18 protein-coding genes and 1 pseudogene are annotated in these 21,325 nt (G+C 40.2%); all 19 read right to left on the minus strand.

The window, feature by feature from the left end:
• Nucleotides 1-4: 4 nt before the first annotated feature.
• Complete coding sequence (locus Q0339_RS04245; protein ID WP_298077561.1) at nucleotides 5-2,311, minus strand: N-acetylmuramoyl-L-alanine amidase; 2,307 nt, start codon at nucleotides 2,309-2,311, stop codon at nucleotides 5-7.
• Nucleotides 2,312-2,744: 433 nt separating this feature from the next.
• Nucleotides 2,745-3,587, minus strand: a complete 843-nt coding sequence (rfbD, locus tag Q0339_RS04250) for a dTDP-4-dehydrorhamnose reductase (RefSeq protein WP_298077563.1) — start codon at nucleotides 3,585-3,587, stop codon at nucleotides 2,745-2,747.
• A 12-nt stretch (nucleotides 3,588-3,599) separates the two neighbouring features.
• Nucleotides 3,600-4,628: a dTDP-glucose 4,6-dehydratase gene (gene rfbB, locus Q0339_RS04255; protein ID WP_298077564.1), complete on the minus strand. Its 1,029-nt coding sequence runs from the start codon at nucleotides 4,626-4,628 to the stop codon at nucleotides 3,600-3,602.
• Between the two features lie 101 nt (nucleotides 4,629-4,729).
• Complete coding sequence (rfbC, locus tag Q0339_RS04260) at nucleotides 4,730-5,302, minus strand: dTDP-4-dehydrorhamnose 3,5-epimerase (protein ID WP_298077566.1); 573 nt, start codon at nucleotides 5,300-5,302, stop codon at nucleotides 4,730-4,732.
• An 11-nt stretch (nucleotides 5,303-5,313) separates the two neighbouring features.
• Nucleotides 5,314-6,186: a glucose-1-phosphate thymidylyltransferase RfbA gene (gene rfbA, locus Q0339_RS04265; RefSeq protein WP_298077568.1), complete on the minus strand. Its 873-nt coding sequence runs from the start codon at nucleotides 6,184-6,186 to the stop codon at nucleotides 5,314-5,316.
• A 40-nt stretch (nucleotides 6,187-6,226) separates the two neighbouring features.
• Nucleotides 6,227-7,663, minus strand: a complete 1,437-nt coding sequence (locus Q0339_RS04270; RefSeq protein ID WP_298077569.1) for a flippase — start codon at nucleotides 7,661-7,663, stop codon at nucleotides 6,227-6,229.
• A 3-nt stretch (nucleotides 7,664-7,666) separates the two neighbouring features.
• Nucleotides 7,667-9,595 (minus strand): HAD family hydrolase, encoded by a 1,929-nt coding sequence (locus tag Q0339_RS04275; RefSeq protein ID WP_298077570.1) that lies wholly within the window; start codon nucleotides 9,593-9,595, stop codon nucleotides 7,667-7,669.
• A gap of 18 nt (nucleotides 9,596-9,613) precedes the next feature.
• Nucleotides 9,614-10,703 (minus strand): annotated as a pseudogene (gene wecB / locus Q0339_RS04280) (UDP-N-acetylglucosamine 2-epimerase (non-hydrolyzing)).
• Between the two features lie 33 nt (nucleotides 10,704-10,736).
• Nucleotides 10,737-11,642, minus strand: coding sequence for a glycosyltransferase family 2 protein (locus Q0339_RS04285; protein WP_298077571.1), 906 nt, complete (start codon nucleotides 11,640-11,642; stop codon nucleotides 10,737-10,739).
• A 2-nt stretch (nucleotides 11,643-11,644) separates the two neighbouring features.
• On the minus strand, nucleotides 11,645-12,907 hold the full coding sequence (locus Q0339_RS04290; protein ID WP_298077572.1) for a polymerase: 1,263 nt from the start codon (nucleotides 12,905-12,907) through the stop codon (nucleotides 11,645-11,647).
• Between the two features lie 17 nt (nucleotides 12,908-12,924).
• Nucleotides 12,925-14,010 (minus strand): glycosyltransferase, encoded by a 1,086-nt coding sequence (locus Q0339_RS04295; protein ID WP_298077575.1) that lies wholly within the window; start codon nucleotides 14,008-14,010, stop codon nucleotides 12,925-12,927.
• Nucleotides 14,011-14,040: 30 nt separating this feature from the next.
• Nucleotides 14,041-15,027 (minus strand): glycosyltransferase family 2 protein, encoded by a 987-nt coding sequence (locus Q0339_RS04300; RefSeq protein WP_298077576.1) that lies wholly within the window; start codon nucleotides 15,025-15,027, stop codon nucleotides 14,041-14,043.
• A complete protein-coding gene (locus tag Q0339_RS04305) occupies nucleotides 15,027-16,079 on the minus strand; it encodes an NAD-dependent epimerase/dehydratase family protein (protein WP_298077577.1) in 1,053 nt (350 codons plus the stop codon). The genes Q0339_RS04300 and Q0339_RS04305 overlap by 1 nt, the downstream gene beginning before the upstream one ends.
• 3 nt (nucleotides 16,080-16,082) lie before the next feature.
• The gene (locus tag Q0339_RS04310) at nucleotides 16,083-16,805 is read right to left on the minus strand and encodes an IspD/TarI family cytidylyltransferase (RefSeq protein ID WP_298077578.1); all 723 of its coding nucleotides are present in this window, start codon (nucleotides 16,803-16,805) and stop codon (nucleotides 16,083-16,085) included.
• A gap of 12 nt (nucleotides 16,806-16,817) precedes the next feature.
• Nucleotides 16,818-17,702, minus strand: coding sequence for a LicD family protein (locus tag Q0339_RS04315; RefSeq protein ID WP_298077579.1), 885 nt, complete (start codon nucleotides 17,700-17,702; stop codon nucleotides 16,818-16,820).
• A gap of 2 nt (nucleotides 17,703-17,704) precedes the next feature.
• Complete coding sequence (gene cps2T / locus Q0339_RS04320; protein ID WP_298077580.1) at nucleotides 17,705-18,889, minus strand: beta 1-4 rhamnosyltransferase Cps2T; 1,185 nt, start codon at nucleotides 18,887-18,889, stop codon at nucleotides 17,705-17,707.
• 163 nt (nucleotides 18,890-19,052) lie between these two features.
• Nucleotides 19,053-19,751: a polysaccharide biosynthesis tyrosine autokinase gene (locus tag Q0339_RS04325; RefSeq protein ID WP_298077581.1), complete on the minus strand. Its 699-nt coding sequence runs from the start codon at nucleotides 19,749-19,751 to the stop codon at nucleotides 19,053-19,055.
• 15 nt (nucleotides 19,752-19,766) lie between these two features.
• Complete coding sequence (locus tag Q0339_RS04330; protein WP_298077582.1) at nucleotides 19,767-20,456, minus strand: Wzz/FepE/Etk N-terminal domain-containing protein; 690 nt, start codon at nucleotides 20,454-20,456, stop codon at nucleotides 19,767-19,769.
• Nucleotides 20,446-21,189, minus strand: a complete 744-nt coding sequence (locus Q0339_RS04335; RefSeq protein WP_298077583.1) for a CpsB/CapC family capsule biosynthesis tyrosine phosphatase — start codon at nucleotides 21,187-21,189, stop codon at nucleotides 20,446-20,448. The genes Q0339_RS04330 and Q0339_RS04335 overlap by 11 nt, the downstream gene beginning before the upstream one ends.
• Nucleotides 21,190-21,325 lie beyond the last annotated feature (136 nt).

Genomic DNA, 21,325 nt, shown 5'->3' on the forward strand with positions numbered 1-21,325 from the left:
TTTCCTAAGCCTTACCGAAGTAAGCCTGAATGCCTTGAACCAGACCCTTAATGAGCTTGTCCTGGTAGGCAGGTTGATTAAGTTTCTTGAACTCCTCGGCGTTATCCATGAAGCCTAGCTCCACCAAAACAGCTGGCATGTCCGTCTTACGAGTCACATGCAGGTTCTGAGGACGTGCCCCTTGGTCACGGCCGCCTGTCATCTTAACCATTTCGCGTTGCAGAAGTTGAGCCAGACGCTTCCCTTCTGTAATCTTGCTTTCTGGGTGATAAGGCATGGACATGAAGCCTTCTTCCTCAATGCTGTGATCGTGGAAGAGGGACACAATCCCCTGCACCTTGCCAGACAGAGCCGCCGGCATAGCGTTGTGGTGAACGCTGACGAAGATATCCGGCATGAGTCGGTTAGGCTCAAGCTCGCGTTGGCCTAGCGGAATTTCCTTGTCGTCCACGCGCGACTCATAGACCTCATAGCCTAGACGGCGGAGTCGGTCAGCCAGTGGCCGGGTAATGTCTAAGTTCATGTCCTTCTCGGCACGACCAAAGGCCACCGCCCCGGTCTCGGCACCACCATGACCTGCGTCAATGTAGACGGTCCGCTTGCCCATTGGTACTTCCACTAAGTCAGAACGTTTAGCATAAGCAAAGACCTTGTTATTGCGAATCAGCGCCACTTCAGCGTTCTTAGAGCCTGGTAGACTCGCCACGCCAAAGCGTTGGCCGAAGTAGTCCTTAACCGGCACGGTCTGGCGCTTGCCATTGGCGTCTAGGACTTGAAGGGTGGTGCCAATGCCGCGAACCTTGACTTCGTGGTTAACTAGACGCTCTTGGTATTGCAGCTGGAGACGACCACCTGGCGCGGTCAGCAAAAGGTTACCTCCTTGTTGGCTGAGGCTCCGGTCACCATGCCAGATGACTTCACTAGCATTGCCTACGCCACCTACTACTTGATAGACTTGTCCCTTGCGTATTTGGCTGGCGTCGAAGAAGAGTTCGAAGAGTCGCGGATTTTGAGTGGCTTTCACTTGGACATTGACTTTATGACGGCCATCCTGAGATAGGACTTGGGCACTCACTTCCTTAGCTGGCGCCGCTTCTCGATAGCCGGCCGCATCATAAGCCCCGTAAGACAAGTGAGCCAAAATCTTGGCTACCCCGTCTACTAGAGAGAAGTCATAGAAAGAAGTCGAAATCCCCTTGTCAACTGGCTTAGCAGGAGCCGCCTTCTTAACTAGGAAGCGTTGCTTGGCTACCATGGCGGTCAAGTCCCCTGACTCTTGCTTGTAGCTATTGTCGCCTGCCCAGAGGGCTTCTTCCTTATTAGCCACACTAATCAGCACCCGGTAGGTTTGGTCGGCCTTAAGCGCCGTCCGATCAAAGTCTAGGTTGAAGAGTCGTGGATTTTGGCTAGCCCGCACCCGCAGGTCGACTTGATGCTGACCCTTAGTGGCTTCTAAGCGAGCCTTGATGACAGCTTGCGGCGCCACCTCGCGGTAACCCGTCGCATCATAAGTCCCGTAGGCAATATGGGCTAGGATAGTCCCCACCATATCAGTCGCCGAAAACTCATAGAAAGAAGTGGAAATCCCCTTTTGCACTGGGGCTGCCTTACGTAGGCTGACGCGTGCGCCTTGGGCATTGAGTTCTAAGCCGGCCACTGCCTGCTTATACTGGCGGTCGCCATACCAGAGTTGCTCCTGGTTATCAGCTACCTTAATCATCACCCGGTAAGCCATATCGGCCGCAAGGGCTTTGGAATCGAAGCTGAGCTCGAAGAGCCGTGGGTTCTGGCTTGCCTTAACTTCTAGAGGCACATGGCCTTGGCCAGTGGCGGACTGGAGTTGCGCACTAATCTGGCTCTTAGGGGCCACCTTACGGTAGCCAGCCTCATCGTAATCCCCGTAGGCAATATGAGCGAGGAAGGTCCCACGCCCGGCTGATTCGGTAAACTGATAGAAAGAAGTCGAGATGCCTTGGTCAACCGGCTTAACTGGCGGCTGGCTATTAGCCTTAGGGGCTAAATCCAGGGCAGGAACTGCAGGCAAGGTCGCCGGCTCTGACTCATCAGCTTGAAGCAAATCGGAACTAGCTTCTTTGGCACTAGATTCCTGATTTTGGGACGCCGACGTCTCCTGGGCTGCTTCTTGGCCTGCTGCAGCGGGGGCCACTGCTGGGGCCGATTCTTGTAGGGGGTCCTGGACTTCATGACTGGTAGGTGCTACTGGACTGACTGATTCAGCATGCACCTGATCCAAAATCATGACAGAACCTAAGGCAACGACCACTAAGGCCGCTAAACCATGTTTCTTCATTTTGGTGATTCCTCCTAAAAAATACACATTTGTGGCTTGTAAATCCTTGTCTATCATACAAGTAAGCCATTCAAAAAGCAATAGATTTTTGCTGGATTGGCACCAAGAAACCAAAATTTCATCTTCTAGTTAAGCCAGTGTTATTGAATGTCATCACATGGTGATAGACGTCATAGCCCCGGCCTATTAAAAAATCCTTCGCGACTAGCCATAGCCACGAGGGATTTTTGAAATTTGTTTATGGTAGAGCACGTATTTTGGCTGACTTCTACCCTATCTATTAGTGTAAACACTAATAGATAGGAAGCCTTAATTAAGCCTTGCGTCTTTTTAAGAAGCTTAGGGCCATCTGGCCTAGATAGCTGACAAACTGCTCGCGACTGAACCAGAGAATAGCCAGATAAATCAGAACCCCCTGTTTTCAAGCTTTAAACTAATCATTTAAGGAAGACAAGAATTGTTGTAGGGCATCACGCCAAGTAGGTATAGTAAAACCTAATCGCTTGGCCTTTTGCAAGCTCATTACGGAATGTTTAGGGCGATAGGCTTTTTGCGGAAATTCATCCGAAGTCACTGGCAAAACCTCAACATCCGTGTCTTTCAAAATTTCTCTAGCAAATTCATACCAAGTACAAGCATCATCATTGGATAAATGGTAGATGCCATATGGCGATTGATTTTGAAGTAGGAAAACCACAAACTCTGCCAGTGTCCGAGTCCAAGTCGGACGGCCATACTGATCATTAACAATTGTTAACTGCGGACGTTCCTTAGCTAGGCGTCTCATAGTGTAAACAAAATTATGCCCATATTTCCCAAAAACCCATGAAGTTCGGATAATGTAGTAATTCGAGAGCAAATCTCGAACAACCTCTTCGCCTTGCAACTTAGCTTTACCGTATTCATTCATGGGATTAGTAGGTGAATCCACCAAGTACTCACCGTCCGCTAAATTACCGTCAAACACATAGTCCGTACTGATATAAACTAACGGAATTCCTAATTCTTTAGCTGCAGTGGCTAAATAGCGAGTGCCGTCGACATTAACCTTATAACTTAATTCCCGGCCTTCATCTTCTGCCTTGTCCACAGCAGTATAGGCTGCACAATGAATAATATGGCTAGGTTGTACTCGACGAAGTGTCTCAAATACTTGTTTTTGATTAGTAATATCCAAGTTATCTAGCGTTGTGGCCTCATATTTCAGCCCCATATCATCAAGCAAATAACATAATTCTGTTCCTAGCTGACCATTTGCACCTGTGATTAAGTACATTGTTTCTACCCCTTACTGCCCATTCTTGGCATAATTCGCTTCAACTTCTTCTTTCTGACCTTGCCACCACTCTTGATTCTCTCGATACCATGAAATAGTATCTTCTAACCCGGCTCGGAAATCAGTGAATTGAGGCGTCCAACCTAATTCATCTCTCAACTTACTTGCGTCAATAGCATATCGCAAATCATGGCCTGCTCGGTCATTGACATGCTCATAAGCATCTTTAGGTTGTCCCATCAATTCCAAGATAAGTTCAATCACTGTCTTGTTGTCTTCTTCTCCGTCAGCGCCAATCAAGTAGGTTTCCCCTATCTTACCTTTAGTTAGAATCGTCCAAACCGCAGAAGAGTGATCTTCTGTATGAATCCAGTCACGAACATTCTTACCTTGGCCATAAAGTTTTGGCTTAATCCCACTTAAGATATTGGTAATCTGGCGAGGAATAAATTTCTCAATGTGCTGATATGGTCCATAATTATTGGAGCAATTTGATAAGGTTGCTTTCAGGCCAAAGGAGCGCACCCAAGCCTTCACCAGCAAATCAGACCCCGCCTTAGTAGAAGAGTATGGGCTTGAAGGATTGTATGGTGTTTTATCTGTAAATTTTTCGCCTTCCCCTTCACCGTGACCTGGGAGATCTTCTCTAAGAGGTAAATCTCCATAGACTTCATCGGTTGAAACGTGGTGAAAACGAACATCATATTTGCGACAAGCTTCAATTAAAGTATATGTCCCTATCAGGTTAGTATGTACAAAAGGGTAGGGGTCCTTTAACGAGTTGTCATTATGAGACTCTGCTGCGTAATGAACTACTGCATCTGCGTCTTTTACTATTTTATCTACTAACTCTGCATCTGCAATGTCTCCTACTATCAATTCACATCGATTTTCTGGTAGGCCAGCCAAATTGGCCCGATTACCTGCGTAAGTTAGCTTGTCAAGTACGGTTACTTTAACATCTGGATGGTGGTTAATCACGTAATGTACAAAATTTGAGCCAATAAATCCGGCACCACCCGTTACTATAATATGTTGCATATATACCTCCACTAGTAAATCTTGACTATTTGCTTCTGGGTTGTTGACTGTCCCAATGCCCCAAACACCAATTCTGATAACCCGTCGACTAGACGCAAGAATTAGATTTCTCCATAGACAAAATCATTCAGTTTTTCGAATTCTTTAAATGTTGGATGTTTAGCATCCTTTTCAGATGTAATGGCCTGACTCAAATCCATTTGCCAATCAATTCCTAGTTCAGGATCATCAAAGGCAATACCCGCATCCGCATCTGCCTGATAATAGTTATCACACTTATATAGGAAGTTAACATTAGGCGTTAAGGTCGCAAATCCATGCGCGAAGCCTCTAGGTACCAATAACTGACGGTGATTATGTTCAGATAGAATAAAGCTTTCCCATTGGCCGTATGTTGGGCTTCCCTTGCGTAAGTCCACTATGACATCTAAAACTGCCCCAGTCACAACTCGAATTAGCTTGGTCTGTGCAGCTTGTCCCTTTTGGAAGTGTAATCCTCTCACGACACCTGCCTGAGCAGACAAGGAGTGATTATCTTGGACAAATTCATGATGAATGCCCAATTCATTGAATTTAGTTTGAGAATAACTCTCCATGAAAAAGCCTCGATGATCTCCATATACATCCGGCTCGATAATTTTCACATCTGCTAATTTTGCCTCTCTTACTAACATTGGCTCTCTCCTTACATTTTTTCTTGAGCAATACGTAATAGGTACTGCCCATAGCTGTTCTTCTTCAATGGCTGGGCGAGCTCTAACAATTGCTCACGGCTAATATAACCCATACGATAAGCAATTTCCTCTAAACAGGCTACTTTTAAATTCTGCCGTTTTTCGATAGTTTCAATGAAAGTGCTAGCTTCCAGTAGGGATTCATGAGTCCCTGTATCCAACCAGGCATAGCCACGGCCAAGTAGCTCTACATTTAGTTGTCCCTTAGTTAAGTAAGCTTTATTGACATCGGTAATTTCTAGTTCACCACGCGCAGATGGCTGAATATTCTTTGCAATGTCCACCACCTGATTATCATAGAAATATAACCCCGTTACCGCATAGTGTGACTTAGGAACTTGTGGCTTTTCCTCAATTGAAATAACACGCATGTCTCGATCAAATTCTACAACGCCAAAGCGTTCAGGGTCGTTGACATGGTAACCAAAAACTGTGGCACCTTGCTCGCGTTTAGCCGCACGTTGCAACATCTTAGATAAACCGCCACCATAATAGATGTTATCTCCCAGAATCAGGCAGACTGAATCATCACCAATAAAGTCTTCACCAATCAAGAAGGCCTGCGCTAATCCATCCGGACTTGGTTGGACTTTATATTGGATAGATAAACCTAAGTCACTCCCATCTCCAAATAATTGTTCAAAACGCTCAGTGTCAGTAGGTGTTGAAATAATTAAAATCTCACGAATCCCAGCTAGCATTAAGATTGACATAGGATAGTAAATCATAGGTTTGTCATAGATAGGCATTAACTGCTTCGAAACAGTTTTAGTGAGCGGGTATAGTCGAGTGCCACTTCCCCCTGCTAGAATAATTCCTTTCATTTGAGTCCTCCTCCTACTCAGGTTAGTTGTCAATAACAACCTACACTTTAGCTTTCTTTAAAAATCTTAGAATGTTCTCTTCTCGCAAAACTATTAAAACAACCAAGTAAACGCCAAAGAACAGACTAGCACTAAGTACTAAGTTAACAAGTGGAGCAAAATGCAACGTTCCTATGATTAAACACATAGTTGCTGAGGCACTGACCACCGATAAAACAATATTTCGGATAACAACATATGAGATTTGTCCTCTTAGATATTCCTTTGAATAATAGTATTGGATTGCCATCTGAGTAGCTTCAGCAACTAGTGTAGCAATAGCCGCTCCAACTATACCATATGGTGGCATTAGAAGGGCATTGAGTATTAGATTTACACAAGCACCTACGCTAACTGCTATCATAAATAACTTATCCTTATTATGCGGGATTAGAATTTGATTCCCTGTAATATTAGAGAACCCCGAAATGATGAGTATCGGCATCAGTATTTGCATACATGTAGTGGCATCAACATAGTTATCGCCGCCCAGTAAAAGTACACTATCTCTCGCCATAAATATAAAATAAACGGATAAAGGGACTGCTATTAGCAAAATAAGGGCTGAAGACTCACTCAAAATCTTGTTAAATTGGTGCGACTCTTTCTTGCTTAAATGATAAGTTAAGCGCGGTAAAAGTACAGCACTAGCTGAAGTAATCAACATCAGCAATAACCACTTCATTTTTGATGCTACTGAGTAAAGTCCTACTGCAACATCACCACTTATGAACCCTAACATTACTGCATCTAGATTCGTATATACATTGACAGCGAGCATTGAAGCAAACAAATAGAGCATCGGCTTGATGTGTGGTCTAAATGTTAGCCCCTTCGTAGGAACAAAAGAAATAAACTTGCGACTATAAAAAACATTCAATATATTAGAGCCTAGTGATGAAAACAAGGTTATCCCCGCATATAGAATATAGTCACTCGGTTTTCTCACTAGTATAAAAATCAATACCAAAGAAATAACTTTGAACAGAATTGAGCGCTTCGTAATATAATCATACTGCTCTAACCCACTATACAGCCAGTTTAAAGAAAATGCGGATGTAACTATTGAAATAGCCGTTATGAGCACAAGTCCTATTTCACTTTGAAACTTATCAACAAATAGTACTGAAACTAATAATAAACTAGCGACTAATATAGCCATAAGCACGTTTATCAATGTTAATTCTTGTACAACTTTGGTTAACTTCGACTTGTCTTCTCTAACAGACGCAACCACTCTAATTCCATATGTAGAAATTCCTAAAGTCGCGATTAATATTGCATAATTACCTATTGATGAATAGAAATTTACAACTCCCATTCCACTAGGGTTTAAGATTCGAGACACATAGGGAAAGGTAACCAAGGGGAAAATAATATTTGACAGAGTCAGTATTACATTAAAAATAATATTGTACTGTATCGACGCTTTCTTCACTTCTTACTTCCACCCTTTTATTGCGTACCCTAAACGTTTTAGTCCATAAACAAAACTTGTATACATTTTAGGGATGCATTTTACTCTATCAAACGGCTTATAGGCATAGTCTACCCATAGAAAATCACGTTTATCTTTAATTTTTCTCTTTATAGATATCTTATGCGGCTTTTTTACAATTTCTCCGAAATTTTCGGTTGATTTGTTTCGGATTTCCTCGCGTAGGGGCAATAGCTGCGGAAGAAACTTACATTCTTTCTTCAATGCCATTCGCAATAACAATTCTTCTAACTCGTAAGGAAGCCATTTTGTATACTGATAAGCATCTACTAATTCACAAAATCCTTTTACCAAAGCCTCTTGATAGTTTAATACCAATCTATACAATTGTAGATGCTCTTCTTTCATGTCAAGTACTGGTTCTATCATATCATCCTCTAGGCGATGATATGATAGTGTTGGTCCGTGATCAGCGACAAAGATATCTTCGTAAAACTCAAAATTTCTGCTCAGTAAAGAATAGCCCTTCGATTTTACCGGGTAATCAGTAAATAACATTCCATACTTCTGGTTTTTATTCTTTACTGGATATGCATTCAACATTAATCCTAAGTAATAACCGTAAATTATTTTATCAGGTAATGCTCGTTGGATGTTATCTTGAATGCTACCCTTCCAACCTATATCGACAAGATAAATCGATTCTTCATCTCCTACGAGGCCTTCAATATAGCTCCGGAAATCTTCCCCTTGCTTTCTCTCTAATTCATATCTATAAATGAACGTTGGATTTTGACGTAATTTGGACAATAGTTCACCGTCACTCGTTACAATACTTTCTGATGTAGCATGTAAATCCTCGAAAATTTGTGCAATTTCTTTTGTTTCAAAATTGAGATTTAAAAGGAAGTTATTCAAGGATATATGTTGATACTGCCTAAAAATTGTCTCGAAACTTTCTTCCTTGGCACTTAAAAATGAAGGATATAATGTTGACCTCCTAGATACATAAAAATATACGGACTCAATCAATAATTCATTAGACACCGAGGCTTGATAAATATCGAATAGTCTTTTAAGTAGCTGCCCTTCCCTTGCACAGAATAATACTTTTTTTGCCCCTTGGGCTACTAAATGACAATGTAGTTTTGAAACAAAGAATAAAATATCAGCTAAATATCCATTAAATGGTTCACCGTCTGGATTTTTAAACAATATTTGTTGATACTTTTTAAATAATCCAGAGTAATCTATCATAGAATGAGGATCCTCATATGGCCGCCAAATTGCTTTTATTCCCATGTTACGCGGTACTTTAACGTCTGATTGCTCATTATCTCCAAGCATCGTTAATTCATCATAGGAAAGATCTAATTGTTGGCACACATACTGATACAGTCTTCCTGTAGATTTTCTACAACCTGTTGAGCTAGAAACGAAAATCTGAGAAAAATATTGACCGATATCTAACGAAGTCATGATATTTCGTAAAAAGTTATAATCCGCATAGAAATCTGAGATGACTATCAGTACTTTTCCCTCTCGATAGAGTTTCTCTACCAATGCTATAGTTTCAGAATCTATTGTGAGATGCGCTAATTCAGCCTGAAGTTCTATTGACTTAGCAGCGTCTACCCACTCATTTTTCAAGTCTATATCTTCCAACTCATTCGGCAGTAACCGCGAGTACGTGTCTCCTAGTAGAGAATCATACGGCATTTCTTCGCCACTCTGCTGTTTAAATCGAAATTCTACTTCTTTCCGGCAATCATATATTTGAGATGGCGATACTCTGTACTTCATGTAAGCAGCCACTTCTTTAGCCCATTCATATAGTACGACCTCAGGATGACAGTCTCGATGAACAAGCGTATCAAAAAAATCGAAAGCCACAATCCTAGTATTTATTACCATATTTCCTGCATTTGTCATGCCGAGACTCCTTCCAAATCAAATCTCACTTAATATTCGTGCGATTTGTGCACAAGCAGTTCCATCTCCATATGGGTTACTAGCAAGTGTCATTTTTCTATACTCCTCATTATCTTCTAGCAAAGATTTAAATGCAGTATATATCGCTTCTTCATCAGTGCCAACTAACTTAAGTGTACCTGCATCAACGCCTTCAGGTCTCTCAGTTGTATCTCTAAGTACTAATACAGGGATACCTAAAGATGGTGCTTCCTCTTGTACACCACCCGAATCAGTAAGAATGAGGTAACTATTTGCCATGAAATTATGAAAATCAATAACTTCTAATGGCTCAATAATTTTCATGCGACTATTTTCACCAAATATCTCATTAGCAAGTGCCCTTACTTTAGGATTCTTATGTATAGGGTAAACAACTCTTACATCTTCATGTTCTTCCAACACACGTTTTATAGCACTAAACATATGTCTCATAGGTTCGCCTAAGTTCTCTCTTCGATGAGCAGTTAACATGACTAATTTACTATCCCCTACCCAAAATTGGATGAGAATATGCTTCAGTAACAGTAGTTTTTAATGCATCAATCACGGTGTTCCCTGTAACATATATTTTCCCAGTTCCTGGGCCCTCTTGTTCAAGGTTCTTTTTGGCTACTTCAGTTGGTGCAAAATTATAATCTGCAATAATCGAAACCGCTTGTCTATTAAACTCTTCTGGGTAAGGGCTCTGAAGATTGTAAGTTCTTAGACCGGCCTCTACATGTCCTACTTTAATACCCAAATAAAAAGCGGCTAAAGCAGTTGCAAATGTAGTGGAAGTATCCCCATGTACAAGAACTATGTCTGGTTGTTCTTTTTCAAGGATATTTTTAATACCCTCTAATATGCTAGTAGTAATACTAAATAAGGTCTGGTTTTGTTTCATAATCGCTAAATCATAATCAGGAACCACATTAAACGTCTTCAGTACTTGTTCTAACATTTCTTTATGTTGCCCCGTAACACACACAACCGTCTTAAATTCCTCATGTTGATTCAATTCCTTAACTAGAGGGCACATTTTAATAGCTTCTGGTCTAGTTCCAAAAATAAGCATAATCTTTTTCATTTTACATTACACCCCTACACACCATATTTAATCTTACTTTGATCCGAAACATATAAATGGAAATCTTTTATCTATTCTGTTAAACACTCCATCAAAATAGTATCGATATTTCTTTAGATTTTTTTCCTTACCCATGCAGAAGCGTACCGTCGTCCTGAGTAGTAAGTATATTAAAAATCGATAATAACCTAATCTTGTTCTACTATTTCTTTTAACAAAAACTACACGATTACGTTCCATCAAGTATTCCTGTAATCCTGAGACAGCTTTGATAGATACAGAACCTTTATGATATATATATGTATTGGTTAAACAGATATTTTTATAGCCTGCAACTTTTGCTTTGTAACACCATTCCGTCTCTTCAAAAAATAAGAAGTAAGCCTCTGGAATATATCCTATTGTTTCCACTACTTTAACAGGGAAAACCATGCAAGCTCCACCTATATAATCACTCTCAACTATAGGGGGTAATTCATTTAAGAATTTCCCATTATTTTTTAAATTAACATACCCCTTAGATACATAGATATCTCCCCCTGTTGATTGAACGCGGTGGCTACGATCATAATCCAATAAAGTTGGACTAACAAAGACGGTTTCTTTATGACTTTCCAAATAACCAATACAAATGTCTAAAAAATCTTCTGTAATTATCGTATCATTATTTAGAACACATATATATTCATATCCTTCTTTTTTTGCATATTGAATACCTAGATTATTACCGTACGCATAGCCCCTATTTTGATTTGATTGAATAAAAGTTACTCCATTCAACTTATTTTGCATAATAGATATACTATCATTATTAGAGTTATTATCAACAATAACAATATCATATTTAGCCGGGTCAATGGCCATTTGTAAGCTGCTTACACATTCAATAGTATCCTCATAATTATTGTAATTTAAAATTACTATACAGATCGTCTTCAATACTACACCCTTTGCTTTTTAAAACTAACACCCTCAACATATCTTTGTTCAAGGAAAAATAAGATGGCGAGAATAATCGATAATGAAAAACTCCTTTGAATACCATATGCATTTAACGAAACTGCCGTCAACACAATATAGCTTGCCAATCCAATAAGCAAAGCTTTTTCAATCCGATCTTCTTCTTGGTTATACTTTCTATAAATTTGAATTGTTTTCCACACAAGATAACCATACATGAATATAGATACAAGTCCGAATTGGAAGAACAGTTCAAACATCCCTAAATCATCTAGGTACATTCTAGTATCCCAATGCCCATATAGCACAGCATAACTCCGTGGATTCGTCGCCGTTAATATGCCTAACCCACTCTTCCAATTACCGTCAGATAGGAGGCCTAGGTAGTAATTTAACTCCCAGTAGCGATAGCCTATCCCCATATCTGATGCTCTAGAATTTTGCATAAAGAATCGATATCCATATATAGACACCACGAAAACACTCACAATAATAGCAGTGTAGGTTACAAGTTTTTTTAGCGTTATCTTTGAATCTATATGGACTGCTAAGTACATAAAAAATACTGATACCAAAATCGAAAAGGCTAACACCCTAGTTTGGTTAACCATTAAAATGTAAAGCAAAATATAAAAAGTAGAAACAAGGTATTTCGCTTTTTTTAACTTGAAATATAAATATACAGAGATTAAGACTCCTACCATGATCAGGGGGGTTCCATCTATTCGGATAGATGAATCATTACGATACCATAAATCACCAAATTCACGTAATATAGTCGGGAAAATCTCAATACGTGCTAATGTATACATTGCCCAGGTTAGCGTTCTGAACAAGAGAGAAATGTTCAAAATAGTAAGAACATTCCCTAATGCTTTAATCATGTTATAATCTTTTGCTTTAAAAATATAAAGCACTGGAAAATACAGGAAAATCCATACATATTGTCGCAAGGCATAAAACATATTTTTCAGGCTATAATGATATAGGTTATATGCCCGAAAAGCCCCAAAAATTATACACAGTATCAAAGCGCCTAAATAGAAAAAGCTAGATTTAGAAAGCCGTGATTTATTTAAGGCTACCACAGGAATAGACAAGGCAAGAATGCACAATGATAAAATTGTCATATAATTACGCACAGTATCTAGACTAAGGAAGAAGACCTCTGGTAACCCCACCGCGAAAGCTACTAGAAGATAGTACCCCCACTCAATGACATCAAACTTACTACTTAGTTTCATTTACCTCCCCTTCCTAACTATAATTTTTTAATTAAGTCTACCAGTTGTTTTACCCTGCTTTTCCAGGTATTATGCTTTAAAAAAGTAATTCGTTTATCAAAAGAATACTTAATACCATCTGATAATTGAATATTGCGTATTGCCTCAACAAACTCATCTTTTGTGTTATAAAAGTATACGAAGTCCTCAAAGCGCTCTACTTCATCATATCGTATGCTTATAATATTTTTATTAAAGTTGATATACTCATACAATTTAACGGGATCTACTGCTTCTACGATATCATTAAGCTGAAAAGGCATGATTAGAGCATTAGCATCTTTTATAAAGTTATACAATTTAGTATGCTCTACGCTTCCAAAATATTTGATTCTTGGATGCTCTAATACAGAAACCTTACTTTGCGGGCCAATGATCCAATACTCTATATTTGGTAACTGCTCAAGACTATACCGCAAGGCATCAAAATCAAACCAATGACTAATCGTTCCGATATAAGCAAGTGAGAACTTTTCCTTTTTATCAGTCTCTGACTCTAACACATTATCCAAAACTTCACCATTATACCCATTACGCACAACACTAATCCTCTTAGATAATCCATCTAGTTGGTAGTTCTGGGTAAGATTAGCTTTTAACTTGTCGCTCGATACTACGATTAAATCAGCTCGATTTACTAGTTCTCTTTCAAATTCAATGAGTTGCTTCCGTTCCATGTTATCTTCAATAAATGCACTATGATAATCCATGCAATCATAGGCTATTTTCCCCGCATAACTAGATGGCACGCCTGCAATATGTTCTGGGTTTGTAACATATACCAAATCAGGTTTAGTTAGTCTGATTAGAAGGTTAATCCAGCACTTTATGATCCAATCATTAATCCGTTTTAGTGTCTTCTGCTTATTGATGAAAGGAATCGTGTATATTCTAGATAGCTTATAGTTATGTGCTTGGTTATCTGCTGTTAAACCTTTACGATTGTATTTATAGCGATATAAAATCGACACCTCAAAACTACTTGATAACCCTTCAGCTATAAACTGAGGACGTTGCTTAATCCAATTCCAATCCACATTCATAAGATACAGTATCTTTTTCATTCAGCACTCTCTTTCTATCTTATAAACTAATCAATTCGTATATTGTCTATATAATTTAGTTAACAAAAGTAACTTTCGACTAATATTTTTCACTGGTTTTCCCCAATCAACCTTAGCCATTTGGACATGGTACAAAGCAAACCACCCTCCTCTTTTTATGATTAACTCTACTTGTATCAATAATTTTTGTTGATTTTGAGTGAGGGGTAAGCTTCTCATTCTATTAATAGTCACTAAAGTTTGATTGTATGTAAGTGCATGATCCTTTGCTAGAGAATCAATTCTGCTGATTCTTTTCAAAATGCGCTTCAACTTAAAATCATAAGCATGTTGGCTCGTTACATTTGTCCCATAACGTCGATAACTCATCATTGGTCTAGGTAGGTAGTAAACTTGACCTAATAGAGCAGCAAACTTCGTATAGTAATTATCGTGTGAGACATATTTAGCTTCTGGCTCTTCCGGTGATAAGGGCAAAGCCAATTCAAATAAGCAACGATTGAAGAAACTATTGCATCCATGGACCTTATGAGCGAAGAAGGTTGAGATAGCATTAGTATAGGCAATGCCTAAATTAGCCTCAAGGCTGTTAGATATTACCTGTCCATCACCATCAATAATTCTCATATCCCCATAAACAAGTAGCGGTTCATTTAATCCCTTGTCTGAACAAAAGTCCATATAAACTTCTAACTTATCTTTATCCCACACATCGTCTTGGTCAGCAAACATATAATAATCATAAGCCTTGAGTTGCTTGCAATAAGCTACTAGCCCCCAAAAATTAGGATACGCGCCATGATAGTCGGTCTGGTTCTGAACAACTTGAATACGAGCATCTTTTTCTGCATAGGCATTAAGAATAGCTAAAGTTTGATCACTTGAACCATCATCTCTTACCACTAATTGCCAATTACTATAACTTTGTTGGGAAATACTCTCTATCTGCTGGATCAAAAATTCTTCCCCGTTATAAGTTGTCATCATGATAAGAATAGTCGGATTAGCGATTGCCATCAATATAGCTCCTTCAATTGGTTAATGGTATGTTCTAGGCCAACTTGCGGACTTAAAAGACATCTCCAACCTAAATCCATTAGTTTCTGACCGTCTAAAGTCGAATTCTGCATAGGGTTAGCTACTTTACGATCAAGGTTATTAGGTAATTCAAATACTAACTCAACACCCGTCTTTTGAGTAATTAAGCTTGTAAATTCCCTAATAGACAAATTAGCATCACTATGCGCAATATTATAAGCTTCATTGGCGTGACCATTTATAAGTACTGTCAACAAAGCAGCGGAACAATCCAAGGCATGGCAATAAGACCGTAGTTGACTACCATCGCTCTTCATCACAATATCCTTTCCTTTCAAAGCTTCAAAGATGAAAGATGAAGAGATACGAGCATCATTAGGTCGCGCACTCGGACCGTATATATAGCCAGGGCGAACAATGTTTATTTCTAGCCCATATTGCTGTCCGTAAGAAATACACAAAGTTTCTGTCGCACGCTTAGAAGAGGCATAGGAAGAACGTACATTCAGTAAATCCACAAAACCATAGTCATCCTCAGCAATCGCTCGATTTCCTTTTACTTGACCGTATACTTCACTCGATGAGACATAGAGAAGACGCTTGGTTCCTACTTTTCTCGCAAATTCTAAGAGTTGGTGCATGCCCTCAAAGTTAGCCAACATGGTATCAACAGGTGCTTCTACATAGAGTCTAGGATTAGCATTACTAGCAGCGTGAATAATATAATCTACCGGTTCATGAAAACCTAGTGTTTGAGTAGCATCATATGAGACGAAATTAACCATAGAATGATCTAAATAATGGCCAAATCGGCGCTTAAGTGTGGCTTCATGTCGTCCAGCCAAATAAAGAGTCATGCCAAAATCATCCTGCTCATTTAAATAGAGAAGATGATCTACTAGGGCAGAAGCAATCAAACCACTTGCCCCTGTAATTAAGAACGTCTTGCCCTTAAGTAGCTCTAGATTAGCAATTCCTTTTAATGTCAGAGCTAAATCTTCGCGATAAGATATATTATCCAATAAAATCATGGGTTATCCTTTCAACCAGTCATCAGCTTTTGACTTAAGTAGGGCTTTGAAAATCTCTAAATCCTCCAGGGTAGTAATCTTTAAGTTTTTCTCAGACCCTAATGAAAAATAAGTCGGATTCCCAAACAATTGCATGAGTTGACAAGAAGCCGCCACCTCAGAAATCCCTTTCTCTAAGGCTTGATTGTGTAAATCCAAAATAGCATCTAAGTCATAGACATGTGGTGTCTGTGTCCGTCTTAAAACATCCCGATTAAGAGATTCAGTAGACTGTGTTCCCTCTACTGATTCGAGAACAAAAACAACTTCTGTACATGGAATAGCAGCAACGGCATTACCATATTCTTTATAGGTTACTAGCGCATCGCTTATTATCTCATTACTTACAAGCGGGCGGTTACCGTCATGAATTACTACAGTAACTGCTTGATTCGGACGTTGCTTTTTAATTTCATTCAATCCATTGTAGATTGATAACTGCCCAGAAGCTCCTCCGTTGACTATGTACTTGAGCTTTGTAATATTAAACTGACGAGCATAGGAGCGTAGCATCTCCTCCCAACCTTTAAGGATGACCACACAAATCTCATCAATCTCAGGATGATATTGGAATTTCTCTAGCGTATGAATGATGATTGGCTTGTTATCTACATGAATAAATTGCTTAGGTATATCTTGCTTGATACGGCTCCCTACACCAGAAGCCGTTAATATGGCGATATTCATCACTTTACTCCTTTAATCGTGATATTCTAATTCTAAGAATAAATGCTTTTCTCTCTGATTAACTGGGGGTAGTTCCAAGTAATTTTCGCCATAAAAAAGGCGCAGATAAGTCTCTGCCCAAATAGGCACCTTGAAGCTCGTATCTTCAAAAGCTTGATCTTTAAACACACACATGTTTTCGCGTAGATAAATTTCCCCAGTAAAATGTTTGCGTCCTGTTGGAATAGCTACATACTTACTCTTGTTATTTCGACACCAGGCATTAACTTTAGTAGCCCACTTTATCCAGTATCGATTCGGAATGAGCTTGAAAAAGCGCCCCACGGCTAGCTTGAGTCCCGAGTAATTAAGTGGCCGGCCTTCTAGTTCGAAAATTTCCTTAGGTAATTCCTGCATTTGAATTTCTCTGATAGATGATAAGGCAAAGGATAGTGCCAAACTTACGTATTTTTGAATAAAACGTAAGACGGGATTATTAAAGGTATTTTCTATGATATAGAGATCTATCGAGATTCCACAGTCTTCTGAATTCCAATCATATTTTCGCCGCGCTACAGTATGCTTTTTCCGGATTTGCGTTACAAGCAAGCCTAACTCAGGGTGCATAGTTGGAGTCTGTAAGTAGTACTTATCTCCCAGAGCCTGATCAAAAATGTCAAGCAACTTGTTATAGCTTGCTCGTGGGATGTTCAGATCGATATCGTCATCCCAAGGGATGAAACCCTGATGTCGGATAGCACCTAGAATACTCCCTCCACTTAAGGAATACTCAATCCCGTAATTCTCAAAAGCCTGTGCCACATCCTTACCAATCTTAAGCAATTCTGCCTGATACCGTTGCAGTTGCTGGTCGTCTAGAATAATAATATCCTCTTTACGAAACTGATACTGACTCATACTTATTGTCCTCTCAATAATAGGCTTTCATAACGATCCACAATATAATCCCAGGTAAAACTTGTTGTCACTCGTTGTTTGGCCTTATCAGCTAGCTGATTAATGTCTTCTGGAGACAATTCTTCTGCTTCTTGAATGACCTCTTGTAAGTTATCTTTTGGCCAGTATAAAGCACCTTCTTCAGCTACTTCACGGTTAAACCCAACATCTAACAATAAGTTGAGATGGGTCGAACCGAGTGCCTCTAATAGAGATGGATTTGTACCGCCTACTTCATGGCCGTGGAAATAGGCAAAAGCTTGTTCTCGAATATACTTTAATAATTCCTGATCATAAACCGTACCAACAAATTTAACGCGTGGGTCTCGGTCAAACCCAGTTTGAGCCTTTAGTTGCTCATAAAACTTATTAGTTTCAACATTAGTAATTAACACAAAGTCTTTTTTAGACCTTGACTGCATAAAACCACGTAGCATCGCTTCGTAGTTGTTTTCTGGAACAAAACGTCCCACTACTAAGTAGTAGTTTTTTTCTTTGACTCCTTTAGCTTGGTACCAGTCTCTCACCTGTTGATCGTGTTCCTTTAATTGTGATGGCGTCAGATCAGTACCATAAGCAATGTAGGTGGTTTTTGGGTGAAATGCTTGGTATTCTTTCTCAATATAGGACTGGATATTCAAACTATCACATACCAATAAATCCGCATGTTTAACCATCAGTTTTTCCGAAAATTTCCAATATTTGCGGACCGGCAAGCTCCATTTCTTTCTTAGCCATTCATGGCCATCAGGATTTACATAGAGCAAGCCACCGAGAGCATGAATTTTCTTTTTTAGTCTTCCAATAAAAGGTCCGATTCTGCAAGCTAGGACATAAAAAATAGGTCGCTCATAGCCTTTATTTTTGGCTATTTTAATAGCCATCTCCAAGGCCTTGACATCATAATAGATAGCTCGAGCCGGTCCAACATTTGGGACTTTAACATTAAAACAATGGGCACCGTTATATTCAAATTCTTCTGCATCAATCTCTGATTTCCGAGAATTTTCATCCATACAGGCCACATGATATATGAGCTCTTTACTCTTTCTATATTCAGTTAATTTTTCAACAAAAGTCTCGAACCCACCATATTTGGCTGGGATTCCTTTTGACCCGATAATAAATACATGTTGTTCAGCGACCATAATTCTATCCTCCTATTTATACACTAAGAAAGAGATTCACCCTCTCTTTGAGAATCTGAATCCCTTCCCGGATAGCGCTGATTATTTGGTTTTGTTTAGATAAAAATCACAGGGATTCACTCTCCCCCTTGAATACCGAACACAATAGCCAACCTATCCTAGCTTACTCTGCCTTCTTACCATAATTGCCATAGTTCCCGTAAGAACCATAGGCACCATAGTGACTTGCCTTAAGGTCTACCTTGTTGAGGATAACCCCTAAGAATTTAGCTCCTGTATGTTCTAGGAGTTCCTGAATTTTCTTAACCGCACGGCGCTTAATCGCACCCGCTTCAACCACTAAAATGCTGGCGTCACATTGATGAGCCACGATAGAGGCATCGGTGACTAAGCCCAATGGTGGCGTATCAACAATCACATAATCATAGTGATGACGGCAAACATCAATCAGCTCTTGGAAGGAATCCCCCTGTAAGAGGGCCGTTGGGTTAGGTGGCACTGGGCCAGACAAAATCATGTGTAAGTTAGGCTCCGTAGTCCCGAAGACAATCTCCTTAACAGTTGCTTCACCTGCTAAATAGTGGGTCAATCCCACCACCTTGGAGCGAATCTTCATTCGACCGACGAAGACGGAATTACGAGTGTCTGCGTCGATAAGTATGGTGCGCTTACCTAACGCTGCAAGTGAAGAAGCAATATTCATAGCCACAGTAGACTTACCTTCATTATCCTTGGTTGAGGTAATGGCAATCACCTTAATATCCTTACCTGAGAAGAGAATATTGGTCCGAATGGCGTTGTAATATTCTTCTGTCTCTGCAGAAATGAGTTTTTTATTTAATCGTGGTTCAACTTGTTCCATAGGACACACACCTTTCTACTTGAGCTTAACTTGAGGGACAACCCCCAAGAGGACCATACCTAAGCCGTCTTCCACGTCTTCCGCATAACGCACGCGGTCGTCTAAGAGTTCTCGCACCACGATATAACCTGCTGATAAGAGGAAGCCTAAGGCTGCCGCCAAGAGGGTGTTACGGCGAGTTTTTGGTGAGGATTTAATATTAGTTGGTTTAGCTTCCTCCAAGGTGGTCACATCGTTAACCTTGGTGACGCGTTTAATTTGTTCAGAAGCCACTTCACGGACCCGGTTAGCCAGGTTGCTGGCTTTTTGTGGGTCGCGGTCAGAGACAGAGATGGATAGAATCCGCGTATCGCGAGGAGAATCTACCTTAACCACACGTTTGAGTTGGCTTGGAGTCATGCTGAGGTTCTCAGAATTGATGACTTCCGACATAACGGTGTCAGATAGGATAATTTCTTTATAGTCCTTAACTAGGAAGTTACCTAACTGTAAGTCCTGGGTGGTTACTGCCTTGTCTTCGGTCTGGTTAACCACATAGACACGGGTAGTCGATTGGAAGGTTGGTCGAATGACAACCAAGTTAACCAATAGGGTCGCAACTGCCAACACAACCGTGACAAAGACAATAATAAACTTAGCCGCCCAGAGCTTGCGCAAGAGGGCCATCAGATCAATTTCAACAAATTCTTGCTTTTTAGTTTCCATGGGGGTATGAACTTCCTTTTCCTATTATTTTTTCAGGCTTGCTGACAAAGAGTTGGTGGGCATAGTCGGTTCCATATTTTTTGGCTACAAAGGCATAGGCTTCAGCCATATGATAAGGACGGCTTTCTACGTGATGAGCATCACTGGCAATGATGTCGATTAAGTCGGCATCTAAGAGTTGGCGTGCTCGCTTCTTGAGTACCTTGTAACGGTCAAAGAGCCCCATTGGCAAGAGACTAGCAGCATTGACTTGGATTAGACAGCCTAGTCTTCTCATTTCTTGGACTCGTTCCGGATGCTTGTGGAAGGCGTCATAACGCTCAATGTGCGCAATGACCACATCATAAGCCAAGCCTTGAATGGCTCGAATGGCACGTACAATTTCCCGGTAAGGGAGCCCATAATCGAATTCCACCAAGACATAATCACTGCCGGCTAAAGTCAAGATTTGCCCCTGCTCCAGCCGGTCAAGCATACTATTAGAATAGAAGACTTCTGTTCCTAAATGCACAGTCAGATCTGGCGCTACTTCTCGGGCAATGGTTTGAAGGTCCTGGAAATGCTTGTCAATCGTGGAGCGACTAGCCTCGAAGCGCCCTTTGCGTTGGTGAGGTGTCGCGATGAGGGTCTTAATACCTTGGTCATAAGCTTGATGCAAAAGTGCCCGCGCCTCATCCAAGGACTGAGCCCCGTCATCCACGCCATAAAGCACATGGGAATGTATATCTATCATGCTTATGCCACCTTATCCTCTCACTCAATATCATTGGCGCCCTAGGGCGTCAAATTTGTCCAACCTATTGTAACATAGCCGCTATTAAAAGTATATAGACCTGTAAAAGTTAATCGGTTTCTTCTATACATTTTGC

This window comes from uncultured Abiotrophia sp., from assembly GCF_938010525.1.
GTDB lineage: Bacteria > Bacillota > Bacilli > Lactobacillales > Aerococcaceae > Abiotrophia.

Excerpts from the sequence above, each read along its gene's own strand:
- rfbA (WP_298077568.1), bottom strand. The coding sequence starts at position 6,186 with ATGAAAGGAATTATTCTAGCAGGGGGAAGTGGCACTCGACTATACCCG.
- Q0339_RS04310 (WP_298077578.1), bottom strand. The coding sequence starts at position 16,805 with ATGAATATCGCCATATTAACGGCTTCTGGTGTAGGGAGCCGTATCAAG.
- rfbB (WP_298077564.1), bottom strand. The coding sequence starts at position 4,628 with ATGCAACATATTATAGTAACGGGTGGTGCCGGATTTATTGGCTCAAAT.
- Q0339_RS04335 (WP_298077583.1), bottom strand. The coding sequence starts at position 21,189 with ATGATAGATATACATTCCCATGTGCTTTATGGCGTGGATGACGGGGCT.
- Q0339_RS04330 (WP_298077582.1), bottom strand. The coding sequence starts at position 20,456 with ATGGAAACTAAAAAGCAAGAATTTGTTGAAATTGATCTGATGGCCCTC.
- rfbC (WP_298077566.1), bottom strand. The coding sequence starts at position 5,302 with ATGTTAGTAAGAGAGGCAAAATTAGCAGATGTGAAAATTATCGAGCCG.
- Q0339_RS04305 (WP_298077577.1), bottom strand. The coding sequence starts at position 16,079 with ATGATTTTATTGGATAATATATCTTATCGCGAAGATTTAGCTCTGACA.
- Q0339_RS04295 (WP_298077575.1), bottom strand. The coding sequence starts at position 14,010 with ATGAAAAAGATACTGTATCTTATGAATGTGGATTGGAATTGGATTAAG.
- Q0339_RS04315 (WP_298077579.1), bottom strand. The coding sequence starts at position 17,702 with ATGAGTCAGTATCAGTTTCGTAAAGAGGATATTATTATTCTAGACGAC.
- Q0339_RS04290 (WP_298077572.1), bottom strand. The coding sequence starts at position 12,907 with ATGAAACTAAGTAGTAAGTTTGATGTCATTGAGTGGGGGTACTATCTT.
- rfbD (WP_298077563.1), bottom strand. The coding sequence starts at position 3,587 with ATGTACTTAATCACAGGTGCAAATGGTCAGCTAGGAACAGAATTATGT.
- Q0339_RS04275 (WP_298077570.1), bottom strand. The coding sequence starts at position 9,595 with ATGACAAATGCAGGAAATATGGTAATAAATACTAGGATTGTGGCTTTC.
- Q0339_RS04325 (WP_298077581.1), bottom strand. The coding sequence starts at position 19,751 with ATGGAACAAGTTGAACCACGATTAAATAAAAAACTCATTTCTGCAGAG.
- cps2T (WP_298077580.1), bottom strand. The coding sequence starts at position 18,889 with ATGGTCGCTGAACAACATGTATTTATTATCGGGTCAAAAGGAATCCCA.
- Q0339_RS04245 (WP_298077561.1), bottom strand. The coding sequence starts at position 2,311 with ATGAAGAAACATGGTTTAGCGGCCTTAGTGGTCGTTGCCTTAGGTTCT.
- Q0339_RS04300 (WP_298077576.1), bottom strand. The coding sequence starts at position 15,027 with ATGGCAATCGCTAATCCGACTATTCTTATCATGATGACAACTTATAAC.